Here is a 13143-nt window from a genome sequence, read left to right on the forward strand (position 1 = left end):
TAAAAAGGACTCGGGCGGCCTATGCATTTACCGTTGCCGGTTAAGATCAGAATAAGACCGTCTTCCGGGATCAAGCCCGTTGAAGGCAGGCATCCCTCTTCACATGGATAAGAACTGCCGAGCTCCTCTTTAAGCCAGACGAACCTTCCGAATCATTTTCTTGAGGACTTCCGCATCGGCTTGGACAAGACGCCACTGCTCCTCCGATACCTCTGCCGGACTATAGCGGGCTGTTTCGAACTGCTGCAGCAGCGGCTTCAGCTGCGGCTCCAGCAATGGATTGGCCTCGCTCCAGCGGCGAACCGACTCGCGCAGCGTCTCGCTGTCCTGACGGACCAATCCTTTCCGCTGCACCGACCGCAGCCATCGCTCGGTCTCCGCAATGACCTTGTCCGCAGCGGACAGCGGCTTCCCTGCACGGAGCCGCGCCCCGGCAAAGCGCAGATTAATGCGCATTCTCCACAGAATGTAAAAGATCCACAGCGCAATCACAACAGCTGCCGCAATGCCGATGCCTTTCCACCATCCGGAAGATTGATCATCCGATGCAGCGGCAGGTGTCGTCTCCGCCTCTTCCTGTTCCTCTTCTTCAACCTCTTCTTGAACCACTGGCTCAGCTTCAGGCTGACCTGTAAGGAGCGGCATACTAAAGCCAGGTGTCGCCTCAATCGGAATCCAGCCGTACTCGCCGAAGTAGACCTCGACCCATGAGTGCGCGTCGGCATTCGTTACCGTATAGGTCCCGCTGCTGACCGGACTCTGCCCGTCCATCGGGATGTATTCGCTGACTGAGCTGCTTCCGGGCGCATAGCCTTTTACCCAGCGTGCAGGGATATCCAGCGATCGGGTCATCATCACCATTGCGGTGGAGAAGTAATCGCAATAGCCCTCCCGGACTTCAAACAGGAAGCTGTCCACAAAATCCTCGCTTTGCTTGCGCGACAGATCAGGCGTATTGGTATATGAGTAGTTGCTCTGTAAGTATTGTTGCAGCAAAATGACCTTATCATACGGCGTTTCTGCCGATTCCGTGATTTGCTTGGCCAAATCGGTTACGCGGTCGGGAAAGTTTCTTGGGATCTGGAGATAGGCATCATCCACGGAACCGTTGTACAGTTGACTGTAGGTTTTGCCCCTAAGCTCTTCAAGTGGAATGACGGGAACCTCCGATACCAGCGTATAGCTTTTCGGGTAATCGCCGTTTCGTCCCCCCTGCAGATGCAGCTCAGCCCCTTCAGATACCCAGCTTAGACGCTCCGGATCGATAACCTCATCCAGCATTTGAACCTCATGGATCTTATAAGCTCCGAATAGGACCGGATACTCGGTATCGTTCAGCATCGTGACCGTTTGCTTCACGGTCTTGGTCGGCATGGAGCTTGCCTCCTCATCGGGAAGGCTCTCCCCGATCCCTACATCGGCCCCCGAGCGTCTTCCGCTCCGGTCGGCCCAGCCTGTTCCGGAGTAAACGGCCCTTGTCTCCCCGCGCCAATAACTGCGCTCCTCCGAGCTAACCGACATCACCGGGGAGTAATCAAAGTTGAAGCCGCTGCCCAGATCGTTATCGCCTCTTCCGTATCCGGACGAGCTCTCTACCGGAGTTTCGATCAAGGTACCGGTACCGCTCGTGCTGACGCCGGACAATGGCACTCCGCTCCATTCCCTCCATGCCGTATAAGGGTCGGTCAGCGTCGGATTGATGTGCGGCATATTGACACCGGCAACGATAATGAGCGAGAAGATGACGAGAATGTTGGCAATGATTTTAAACGGAGATCTCGATAAGTTAACCCATCCTTGCGGGAACCGTCTCCGAAAGCGGTTGAAGTGGTTCGTCACGAGCCAGCCCATGCCTGCTCCGGCTACCCATGCCGTCTCATCCCATAGAGTGACCTTCGTGAACGAATCCAGAACCGCAAGGCCGATCACGTTCAGTCCGACAACAAACAGAATGCGCCGTTTGGTCTTCGCCCAGAGAAATATAAAGACGAAAATTACCCACGCTGCAACAGCGAACCATAAATACGGGAATAAATACATCAATTCATCGGATAATACCGTATCCGGTCCGAATGAAGGCACCGGCATGCCGCCGGCTTCCAGCAGCTTAAACACGCTGTATAGAATCAATAGGAATTGCAATACAAGCCTAAACACCATCTTAAGCGGTATCAGCGCTTCAATCACCGCCGTAATGGTGATGGCGGCGATTACGATCGCCGTCGTCTCCGACAGCCAGATGGATTCCGTGAAGGATACCCATTGCATGCCGATGATCCAAATCCACAGCACCGTCAGCGTATTAAAAAATGTCGTTGACAGCTTATCAAGCCACAGCTTCAAGCGACTCCACCTCCCAACGCAGCAGGCAGCTCCTCAAGCGATGAGACGGAGTAACATGAAATCCCCCGCGACCTCAGGATCGAGATCGATTCATCGCGAAGCGGCTTGCCGCCGGGATTCATGATTTGCAGAAAGCATGGATTCATGCCCCTGGCTTCCACCCAGCGTAGGACTTCGGACGCCTCCCTGCCGCTCATCGGACTGATGAGCAGGAGCACGGCTCCCTGCGGGAAATGGCGGTAGGAGCGTTCTAGCTCTGCAATCAGGCTGCCCTTGCGGTTGTGATCCACATCGACCAAATGCTGAATCATGCGCATACGTTCCCCTGCCTGCTCCGTCGGAGGAAACAGCTTGCCTTCCTCTGTGGCCGTAAACAAACCCGTTCCCGCATGCTCCTTCGCACCATATTCAATCAGCGAAGCGGCAGCAGATACGGCAACCTCGAATTGCTGATCGCTCACATAAGCATTCTGGGCTCCATCCAGGACGATCAGCGTCTTGGGAAAGGATTCATGCTCGAACTCCTTGGATTTCCACGAACCGGTCTTCGCCGTCGCGTTCCAGTGAATCCGCGAAATCCGATCGCCATAAACATAATCGCGCACCCCATTAATTTGAGTCGTCTCCCGCCTTGAGGCAGATACTGTTGTATGCGTACCGCCGAGCCGGGATCTATGGATATTCCGGTTCCATTTCGGAATATAAACCGTCCTTGGGAGGACCCTAAATTCCGTGTTCACTTCGATCCGTCCCCGATGCTCCATGATGCCGAAGATATCCTCGCTGATACATTCCGTCCCGGCGAACGCATACCGCCCCCGCTCGAGAGGCGGAGTCTGGAATACGAGCACCCCGGCACCGCGCATGTTCGGGATAATGCTGTCTTCGAATGACCATGAATCGCCGTTATGTCTTTGCAGCACTTCCTTGACGACCAAATACGGCATCGGCAATAACCCGGGGACGTTCACATCGAGCCGAACGCGCACCTGCTCCCCGGCATGAAGCTGATCGCGGCGATCCCGGTCACCGAGAATGTTGCGCTTCGCCTTTACGCGCCTCACCCCGCCAAAGCCCGCTCCGATGACATATACGGATAAGAGGCTGACCATGGAAAAGAGCATGAGAGAGGTTTTCCCTCCTTGAAACAACACGTACAAAAGACATAAGCACCAAACCGTCAATACCGCTGCCAGTCTGGACGGCTGCATGCCATTTAGAAATACGGAAACGGCGCGCCGCATGCTTATCTCCCCATTTGAACAGGCACTTTAACCTGTCGCAAAATAAAGTCCAGCACCGATTCGGGCGTTGCATTATCGAGCCGTGCTTCCGGACGCAGCATAATCCGGTGTGAGAGGACGTAAGGGGCAAGCGTCTTCACATCATCAGGCAGCACGTAGTCACGCTGCTGAAGGAAGGCAAAGGCTTTGGCCGCATTCATGAAGGACAGCGTTGCCCGCGGGCTTGCGCCCAGCATGACGGAAGGGTGCTCCCGCGTTGAGCGGGTGATGTTCAACAAGTAATCGGCAACCGGTTCGCCGATAAATATGTCGCGAATCTCGCGCTGAATTGCGGAGACGGTATCCATATGCGTCACAGGCTTCAGCCTATCCGACAGCTGTCCGTCCTTCGAGGCATACATGAGCTGCTTCTCGGTTGCCGCATCGGGATATCCCAGGCTTAGCTTCAGCATGAAACGGTCAAGCTGCGCCTCCGGAAGCATATAGGTTCCCTCGAAATCAATCGGGTTCTGGGTGGCGCACAGCATGAACGGATGCGGAAGCTCATGCGTCTCCCCGTCCACGGTCACGCTGCGCTCTTCCATGACTTCAAGCAGAGCGGACTGCGTCTTCGTCGTGGCCCGGTTAATCTCATCTGCGAGCAAAATATTGGTCATGACAGGTCCCGGCCGGAAATAAAACATTTCATCTCGGGGGTGAAATACGGATACCCCTGTTATATCACTCGGAAGAATGTCCGGATTGCATTGAATACGCCGGTAATCTCCCTGCATGGATTTAGCCAGTGCTTTGATCAATTGCGTTTTTCCCGTTCCCGGTACGTCCTCGATCAGAACATGTCCACCAGCGAGCAGCGCCGTAAGGAGCAATTGGATCTCGAATTCTTTGCCTAGCAGGCACGACTCCAGATTGGATCGCACCGAGGAAATGATTTTCATGGATTCTTGGCTTACGGGCATGTATGACTAACCTCCTGTAAGGGAATAAATACTTAATTTAGTACTATTGTACATGATCGAGGTCGCAGAGTACATTCGCAGCCATATTTTGTTTCTTAACCAACGCCAGACTTGCTTTAAACAGCAAAAAACCCTGGTTGTTTAACCAGGGCAGCATAGATGTCTGAACAGCTATAACATTAGCCTTTTGGCCTCACCAAAAGCGCAGCAAGAAAAGAGAATATGATCGCCGAGGATATCCCTGCACTCGTTACTTCGAATATCCCCGTCACGACCCCGATCCAGCCGTCCCGCTCCAGCTCTGTCAAAGCTCCGTGAACCAGAGAGTTGCCGAAGCTGGTGATCGGAACCGAGGCTCCGGCTCCGGCAAATTTGACAAGCGGTTCATACAGGCCGAACCCGTCGGCAATTGCGCCGGCCACGACGAGGGTGCTCATCGTATGCGCAGGGGTCAGCTTTATAACATCCATCATGATTTGTCCGATAACGCAGATCAAACCGCCAATGATAAAAGCCCATAAAAACTGCATCAGTTGCTTCCTCCCGTCTCTATAGCTACTGCATGAGCAATGCACGGGATGCTCTCGCCTTGTTGGTATGACAGCGGCGACAACAGGGCACCCGTAGCAACGACCAGCACCTTGTTCAGTTCTCCTTTACGCATCCGGTTCAAGATATGGCCGTAAGTCACAACGGCTGAGCAGCCGCAGCCGCTGCCGCCGGCATTCACGTACTTCTGTTTTTCCAGATCGTAAATCATCAGACCGCAATCGGCAAAAACCGTGCCGTCCATGATGACATCGTTCTGCTTCAGAAGATCCTTGGCAATCGGCAGGCCGACGGATGCCAGGTCGCCGGTCACGATCAAATCATAATCCTTGGCTTGTCTGCCGGTATCTTTAAAATGCTTCGTAATCGTATCGGCCGCAGCGGGGGCCATGGCGGCTCCCATATTGAAGGGATCCTTGATGCCCAGGTCGACGACCTTCCCGATCGTGGCGTATGTGACGCGCGGTCCGTCCCCCTCGCTGGAGACGACGGAGCAGCCTGCTCCCGTTATGGTGTACTGGGCGTACGGAGGCTTTTGCGAGCCGTATTCGGTCGGATAACGGAACTGCTTCTCCACCGTACAGTTATGGCTCGCCGTGCCTGCCATCACATATTTCGCGGAGCCCGAATCCACGATCATCGAAGCGACCGCAAGGCTCTCCATGGAGGTGGAGCAGGCGCCGAAAACGCCGAGATACGGAACGCCAAGCTGCCTTGCTGCGAAGGAGCTGCTGATAATTTGGTTCATTAGGTCTCCGCCTACAAAGAACTGAAGCTGATCCTCCTTAATCCCGGCCTTCTCCGCAGCTTTCCGTGAAGCGTCCTCCAGCAGCTTACGTTCCGCCTTCTCCCATGTTTTCTCATTGATCTCGATGTTGTCGTATATATAATCGAAGTCTTCCGCCAGCGGCCCCTCTCCCTCTTCAGGTCCGACAATCGTACCGGTGCCGATAATGACCGGTTTGTTCTCGAACTGCCACGTTTGACCGATGATCTTCATCTCGCGTTACCTCCCCCCGATGCCGAGCACGGCGTATATGATGCCGATAATAAACGCCGCAACGGTACCGAACACGATCACGGAGCCGGCAAGCTTAAACATGCTAGCTCCCACTCCAAGGACCAGTCCCTCTGCCCGGTGCTCCAAAGCGGCCGAACACATGGAGTTGGCAAAACCCGTAACCGGCACCGCGCTTCCCGCACCGGCCCATTGGGCAATTTTGTCGTATACGCCAAAGCTGGTCAAAATGACGGAAATGATAATAAGAACGGCCACCGTCGGGTTGCTCGCTTCCTTCGTGCTCATATCGAACACGGTCATGAAAAAGCGCTGAATGCATTGACCGATCAAACAGATGAGGCCTCCGACCAAAAAGGCGCGTATACAGTTTTTAAATACGGCGCGGGGAGGCTCATGCTTCTTCGCAATCGCCTGATATTCGGCCGAGCTCATGGTACTGATATCAGACTTGGGCTTTTGGTTGTTGGAACCGGACATTTGGTTACACCTCCGCTGAATATTTAAGTATGGATTCTTCAACCAGCCTCGGAAAGCCATTATGGATATCACTCGATAATCATTATGCTTTGAACGAACTTCCTTTATGTTTGGAAAATCATCCTTAATGCAAAAGCCGCGCGGTGTCATGCTGTTTTGAACGATTCCGTCATCAGGGCGCAAACGGCCGCCACGGTGGTACGGCTCTCATGGGCAAGCATAAATGCAAAAAGACAGCCTTCCGTAACCGGAAAGCTGCCGATCGTAGTTGCTTGATTGAATTTAGCATAAATGTACCGTAACCATTTCGCCCATTAAATCAAAAAGTAATTCAGCAATATGACGAGCAGTATGAAAAGAATGATAATGAGCAGAAACTCGCCGAATTCAGCTTGCCGGCCGTACGATCCCACCCCGTATTCGCCCATATTTCTTCGCCCTTCCCCTGTCCATGACTCATTGACATGTTTTATTCCAGCGTATTCTTCGGGAATCATTTGGTGCTTGGACGATCTATTTTTCCTGAGCAAGCCGCGATTGTTTCATAGCTTGTAATGTAGACTTTTGCGGTATATAGGGGCATACTAAATAGGATGAACTCATACATACCTTTTTCCAAAGGAGCGAATAGCCTATGAATGAATCTACACGCGAATTGTTTCGGACGCTTACTGAATTTCCGGCTGCGCCGGGCTTTGAAAGAGAGCTGCGCGCTTGGGTAAAAAATGCACTCTCCCCATATACCGAAGAATTTGTACAGGATCGGCTCGGCAGCCTGTTTGCTGTACTGCGCGGGAACGACGAAGGTCCGAGAGTCATGGTCGCCGGGCATATGGATGAGGTCGGCTTCATGGTAACCGGCATTACGGAAGCGGGCATGGTGCGCTTTCAGCCGCTGGGCGGCTGGTGGAGCCAGGCCGTTCTGGCTCAGCGCCTGCAGATTATTACCGACAACGGGCCGATTATCGGGGTCGTCGGCTCCATCCCGACCCACCTGCTGGACGAAGCACAGCGCAGCAAGCCGGTCGATATCAAATCCATGTATATCGACATCGGCGCGGACAACAAAGCGGAGGCGGAATCGTTCGGCATCCGTCCGGGGCAGCAGATCGTGCCGATCTGCGAATTTACTCCGCTGGCCAATCCAAAAAAAATCATGGCTAAGGCATGGGATAACCGATACGGCGTCGGCCTGGCCATCGAGCTCGTTCAAGCTCTTCACGGAGAGAAGCTTCCGAATACGGTTTATGCCGGAGCCACCGTTCAAGAAGAGCTCGGACTTCGCGGCGCGCGGACTGCAGCCAACTTGATCCAGCCCGACATTTTCTTCGGCCTTGATGCAAGCGCGGCAAACGATATGATGGGCGACAAGAGCCAATTCGGCCAGCTCGGACAAGGGGCCTTGCTCCGCATCTTCGATCCGACGATGCTGACGCATCGCGGCATGGTGGAATACGTGCAGGATACGGCAGAGACGAATAAGATCAAATATCAGTACTTCGTATCGCCGGGCGGAACGGATGCCGGGCAAGTTCACTTAAGCGGCATCGGGGTTCCATCTACGATCATCGGCATTTGCTCCCGGTATATCCATACCTCGTCGTCCATCATCCACACGGATGACTACGAAGCAGCCAAGGAGCTTCTGATCAAGCTGGTAAAAGGGCTCGACCGGACGACCCTCCAAACGATTCTGGACCGGGCTTAACCGTAAACGGACTAACTAAATCAAAAGGGATAAAGCCAGCCTCCACTAAACGGGACTGACCCCATAGCGTAAGGCAAATTAAACACCTTCAAGAGAAGGATCCGTGTCGAAAGATATGGGGACAATCTTGGAGGTGTTTTTGCGTTGGCAAGAATCTGCTGTCCGGTGAAATTGGGAAGAAACATTGAAATGTGCCTGGCTGGCTGGTATTACAGTGAGAGAAAGAGAAGTCATGGGGCAATTGAACATGCGAAATAGGAGACAAGCGGAAGACCTGGAGAGTTGGCGTAGTGGTCCATGGAACCGGTGACAGTCCAATGTCGGCAAGCCGTTCTTCCTGTCCATTGCCGAGTGCAGGAGAAGTTCATATGTATCAGCATTTCCAAAGCAAGATCGGATCAGATGGATGAAGGAGTTCATGTTATAGTGGAGGAAGTAAAGCGCGAGTTCGGAAATCGCTGGTAAATATCATATCTTGGTCGAAGGGAGCGAGGCTTATCATGGAGCATAAGGAAAAAGTGTACAACACCGCGGTGGAAGCGACGCTGGAGGTCATCGGCGGAAAGTGGAAACCGGTCATTCTTTTTCATCTTACTTTCGGGAAAAGACGCAATAGCGAATTGTTAAGCCTGATTCCCCAAATCACCCAGAAAATGCTGACACAGCATCTGCGTGAGCTGGAAGAGGAGGGCATTATCGTACGTAAAATTTATAATCAGGTTCCGCCCAAGGTGGAGTATGAACTGAGCGAGTATGGCTGGAGCTTAAAGGAAATTCTGCATCTGATGTGCCGATGGGGAGATGCTCATATCGAGCGAAAATACGGCGAGTCCGCAACCGTTCTGGAAAAGCCGCTGCTTGAGGAATCGCATTAACAAGCAGAACAGAGCCGGCTAATATAGCCGGCTCTCTTGTGCAATCCGAAAACGGAATTACCGTTCATGTTCTGGTTGTGACGAGGTGAACGGAAGAAGCGCTCTCGGCTGCCTTGTTTCGGGAGCTTCAGTTACTGCCCGGTGTTTATGGAATGACCTTGCGACGCCGGAGCTCGTCAAAGATATTCAGGAACATGGCTTCCGTATCGACATACTCATGAAAACCGAAGCGGCGGGCCTTTGAGCCGTCCGCAAAGAAATCATAGTCCCAGGAGAACACGAAATCGCCGAATTTCCAGGATGAGACCTCTTGGTAAGAGTGCTTCGCAAGCCCATGCTTCTCAACCATGCGATTCCAGACCGGCTCCTTATCTGCCATGACCGTTTCCAGATTCATCTGCAGAGGCGGTGCGGTTTCCATCTCGAAATACTGCGCAATCTTCGGCCATAACTCGTTCCACCGGAACAGGTCCCCGTTCGCAATATTGAAGGCTTGATTGGCGCAGCGTTCATCGGTTGCCGCCCAAACGGTCGCCTTGGCAAGCAGACCGGCATCGGTCATCTCCAGCAGGCTGTGATAGGCTCCCGGCTTACCGGGAAAACGCAGGGGAATGCCAAGCTCTTTCGAAATCGACGCATATACGGCAATGACCATGGCCAGATTCATCGGGTTTCCAAGAGCGAAACCGCTGACAACGGAGGGACGCAGCGCTGACCAGGTCCAAGCTTTGCCCTTCTGCCGTTCCTCGAGGAAGTTCTGCTGATCGATATTGAATTCCGGCGGCATATGGTTCGCATCCGTCTCCCGGGCCGGCGTCTTGAATGGACCGAGATGAGCGCCGTACACTTTGTAGCCCTGCATTAGGCTTACATGCTGCAGGTTAGCGGCAACGGGCTCGATCGCTTCCACGACATGGACGAGCATGGCCAAATTCGGCGCGACGAGCTCGGCCCACGTCGGCCGATCCTGGTATGCCGCATAGAAAATATGCGTCACTTCGGTCAAGCCGCTTAATTTGGCGGCCGTATCCTCCCGGTCCAGCAGGTCGGCCGATACATAACGAACGCGGTTCGTGGACTCCCCGCCTCGGCGCGATACGCCGATGATATCCCAGTCGGGAAGCGTCGCAAGGTACTCGATGAGGTTGCGGCCAATCACCCCGTTGGCCCCTACAACCAAAGCCGTTTTTAGCGAATGATGTGAACGTTGATCCGTATTCATATAAGCGCATCTCCTAACGTCATGTATTGATTAATGTCATTTTGCACGTTAGGGTTCTGCTTGAGAAGTACGCACTTTGAAGTGATGTAATTACTTTTTGGTAACGTTTAAGCAGTACCAGCCCTTTTAGCTAAGAAATATGTTGACTTAAGCTTTCCCCAAGACCCGCTCCAGAAAGAGTACCGCTTCCCTCTTTTGATACTCATTCACCTCATGCCCGGAGAACGGATAATCCCGTATTTCCTTAGGTGCCTCAATCCGGTTATAAGCTGCGTAGATGGTCTCCGGCATGCATACCGTATCCTTCCAGCCGACAGAAACCATGACCGGCGCTTTGATTCTTGGGGCAAGATTCAGGATGTCGAAATGAGCCAGATGATACAGAATAGGATCCAGCAGATCCGGATAACGCTTGATATACTGGGCGATTTCCGTCAATGAGCTGGCCGAGTGCAGCACCCCGTAATCCATTCTGCACAGATTCGGAATGTCGGCCACGATTGCCGCCACCTTCGGATGCAATGCCCCGGCAAGGAGCGCAAGGCCGCCTCCCTGGCTTCCCCCGACGACGGCGATTTTGGCAGGATCTACCCCAGGCTGTGCCAGGGCAGCATCGACGGCTCTTACGGTATCGATGGCCATCGCCATATAGTAGGATCGATGAATGTCGGTAATGCCCTGGGATACCCAGCCCTTCACGACGCCGCCATCCAGGGGCAGCAGATTTCCCGTCTCTCCGCTCTGGCCCCGGACATCAGCTGCCAGCACGGAATAGCCGAGCATCAGCCAATGGGCATATCGCTCCGGAAGCCCTCGGTCTCCGGAATATCCAGGAAAGGTAATGACGCAAGGCCGTTTGGACGATTCATTGGAATCCGCAGGCGTTATGTACCAGGCATGGATCGGTGTCTGGTCAAAGCCGCGGTATGTCACCTTGGACACCTTCATATGGGGATACGGCGTTTCTTCCGGCTCACTATCGATTTGAAGCGGCGAGCCTGCGTATACATGGAGATAATGATCCCAGAATCGATTCAGCTCGTCCTCGTTCATCGTCGGTTCGGGACGGCAGTTGTTAAGTTCCCTCTTGCGAATCTGTATGGTATTCATTGGTTTGGTTGTTCGTCTCCTTTACCGTCGCTTGTTTCACGATTCATCGTTTACTGTACGATCGTCCCGATTGATATGCGCCCCAGTGAAATCAGTAATAATACGTACCCTCGGGAGTCTCTATAACAAGAGTATTTCGGCACCTTGGTTTGCATTCCCTCTCTGCCCGATATAAAATTCGATGTCTTTAACTCAACTTTAAATCTCCTAATAAGAAGGTTTGATAGATTTATGGGCGAAAACATAACTATAATAGAAATGAACTTTAAGAGATTGGAGACGATAGAAATGCTTCAAGGATTAACAACTGCAGGAATCGGAAAACTTGAAAGCGATTTACAGCTTATCGAACTCGCTTCCCGCTACGGTTTTGATTGCGTGGATTTAGATGCGAAAAGTTTGGTGGACCGTTTGGGAACAGAAGAGGCGGCAGCGCTGCTGCAGGCGAGCAATATTCAAATCGGCGCCATCGGATTGCCTGTGGAGTGGAGAGGAACGGATGAGCAGTTCCTGGAAGGGCTGGAGAAGCTTCCGTCCGCAGCAGCCGCGGCTGCTGCCTTGGGCTGCACTCGCTGCTGTACATACATTCTTCCTTCCACGGATGCGCCGGCTGCGCATTTCATGGCTGTGGCAACCAAGCGCCTTCGCAGCTGCGCCAATATTCTGGGCGCTTACGGCATTCGGCTGGGACTGGAATTCGTCGGGCCGCATCATCTGCGCACGCAGTGGAAGCATCCGTTCATCTGGACCGTTCAGGAAACGCTGGATTGGATCGATGCCATCGGCGAACCGAATGTCGGGCTTCTGTATGATGCTTACCACTGGTACACCAATGAAATGAGCGTGTCGGACATCCGCCAGCTGCGTGCGGACCAGATTGTTCATGTTCATATTAATGACGCCAAGGATATTCCGGTGCAGGACGTCCTCGATAATGATCGGCAGTATCCAGGTGAGGGAGTCATCGATTTGGCAGGCTTCCTTCGCGCGCTGAACGATATCGGGTATGCAGGGCCAGTCAGCCAAGAGATATTGACCGCTGCCCAGCCGACGGCTTCGCCTGAAGAGCTTGTCATCAGATCACGCGCTGCGTTTGATCGGGTGTTTCAGGCTGCAGGGTTGATACAGCAATAAAGCACCGGATGCCCGAGCGTCACTATATAAGTGAACAATGAATGGATGTTAGGGCAAGTACGTAAAATGATCCTACAATCGCTGTTGGTTTCAGATTGGCCGCGGTTTTTCCGCATGATTTCCGGGATCACAGGGGACACTGAGGGTATATCAGGTACCCGACAGGAGGGCTTCACGATGAACCGGTTTAAGAAGGAAGAACGGGATGAGTATACGGATTTGTCAACCGTAGAGTCCCAGCGCAACGATCTGACTGCGGAAGAGTTTCCCGAAGGTCCTTTCGGCTCAAGCCTAATGACGGAATCGCTGGGCAAGAGCAGCCCATGGAGAGCCGATCAGCGGCCCCCGAACCGCTTCGACTATGAAAATCGGGAGCTTCATCAGGAGCTGAAACGCGACTATCCGTCCGAGGATCAAATCATTCAGACGGAATTCGAACAGGAAGAATCCTGATCAGCCTCTAAGCCAAAATAGCCGGACCACTTGATGTAAATCATGAAA

General features: G+C 53.1%; 12 protein-coding genes. 4 read left to right on the top strand and 8 right to left on the bottom strand.

Annotation, left to right across the window (positions count from 1 at the left end; genetic code table 11):
• Nucleotides 1-129: 129 nt before the first annotated feature.
• The 6 genes from NSQ46_RS21435 to spoVAC all read right to left on the bottom strand — a co-directional run bounded on the left by NSQ46_RS21435 (nt 130) and on the right by spoVAC (nt 6593).
• Nucleotides 130-2343, bottom strand: coding sequence for a transglutaminase domain-containing protein (locus NSQ46_RS21435; RefSeq protein WP_210095244.1), 2214 nt, complete (start codon nt 2341-2343; stop codon nt 130-132).
• Nucleotides 2340-3587, bottom strand: coding sequence for a DUF58 domain-containing protein (locus NSQ46_RS21440; RefSeq protein ID WP_210095243.1), 1248 nt, complete (start codon nt 3585-3587; stop codon nt 2340-2342). Before NSQ46_RS21440 ends, NSQ46_RS21435 begins: the two co-directional genes overlap by 4 nt.
• 2 nt (nt 3588-3589) lie before the next feature.
• Nucleotides 3590-4546: a MoxR family ATPase gene (locus NSQ46_RS21445; protein ID WP_007129355.1), complete on the bottom strand. Its 957-nt coding sequence runs from the start codon at nt 4544-4546 to the stop codon at nt 3590-3592.
• A gap of 179 nt (nt 4547-4725) precedes the next feature.
• Entirely contained in the window at nt 4726-5076 is a 351-nt protein-coding gene (spoVAE, locus tag NSQ46_RS21450; RefSeq protein WP_007129354.1) for a stage V sporulation protein AE, read from the bottom strand.
• Nucleotides 5076-6095 carry a stage V sporulation protein AD gene (spoVAD, locus tag NSQ46_RS21455; RefSeq protein ID WP_007129353.1) on the bottom strand — a complete coding sequence of 340 codons (1020 nt, stop codon included), beginning with the start codon at nt 6093-6095 and terminating at the stop codon, nt 5076-5078. The genes spoVAE and spoVAD overlap by 1 nt, the downstream gene beginning before the upstream one ends.
• Nucleotides 6096-6101: 6 nt before the next feature.
• Nucleotides 6102-6593 (bottom strand): stage V sporulation protein AC, encoded by a 492-nt coding sequence (gene spoVAC, locus NSQ46_RS21460; RefSeq protein ID WP_007129352.1) that lies wholly within the window; start codon nt 6591-6593, stop codon nt 6102-6104.
• Between the two features lie 634 nt (nt 6594-7227).
• Between spoVAC and NSQ46_RS21465 the strand changes: the two genes are divergently transcribed.
• Nucleotides 7228-8301: a M42 family metallopeptidase gene (locus NSQ46_RS21465; RefSeq protein ID WP_028404355.1), complete on the top strand. Its 1074-nt coding sequence runs from the start codon at nt 7228-7230 to the stop codon at nt 8299-8301.
• 500 nt (nt 8302-8801) lie between these two features.
• A complete protein-coding gene (locus NSQ46_RS21470; protein ID WP_028404356.1) occupies nt 8802-9176 on the top strand; it encodes a helix-turn-helix domain-containing protein in 375 nt (124 codons plus the stop codon).
• Between the two features lie 145 nt (nt 9177-9321).
• Here the strand turns inward: NSQ46_RS21470 and NSQ46_RS21475 are convergent, their stop codons facing one another.
• Both NSQ46_RS21475 and NSQ46_RS21480 read right to left on the bottom strand, forming a co-directional pair.
• Entirely contained in the window at nt 9322-10398 is a 1077-nt protein-coding gene (locus NSQ46_RS21475; RefSeq protein ID WP_210095242.1) for an SDR family oxidoreductase, read from the bottom strand.
• A gap of 147 nt (nt 10399-10545) precedes the next feature.
• On the bottom strand, nt 10546-11508 hold the full coding sequence (locus NSQ46_RS21480; RefSeq protein ID WP_007129346.1) for an acetylxylan esterase: 963 nt from the start codon (nt 11506-11508) through the stop codon (nt 10546-10548).
• Nucleotides 11509-11796: 288 nt separating this feature from the next.
• On the opposite strand from NSQ46_RS21480, the gene NSQ46_RS21485 reads away from it, so the two are divergent.
• Together NSQ46_RS21485 and NSQ46_RS21490 are read left to right on the top strand one after the other, a co-directional pair.
• Nucleotides 11797-12642: a sugar phosphate isomerase/epimerase family protein gene (locus tag NSQ46_RS21485; RefSeq protein ID WP_342574607.1), complete on the top strand. Its 846-nt coding sequence runs from the start codon at nt 11797-11799 to the stop codon at nt 12640-12642.
• Between the two features lie 177 nt (nt 12643-12819).
• On the top strand, nt 12820-13095 hold the full coding sequence (locus NSQ46_RS21490) for a hypothetical protein (protein ID WP_342574608.1): 276 nt from the start codon (nt 12820-12822) through the stop codon (nt 13093-13095).
• Nucleotides 13096-13143: the final 48 nt, after the last annotated feature.

This window comes from Paenibacillus sp. FSL M8-0142 (genome assembly GCF_038597315.1).
Classification (GTDB): Bacteria; Bacillota; Bacilli; order Paenibacillales; family Paenibacillaceae; genus Paenibacillus_AQ; species Paenibacillus_AQ lactis.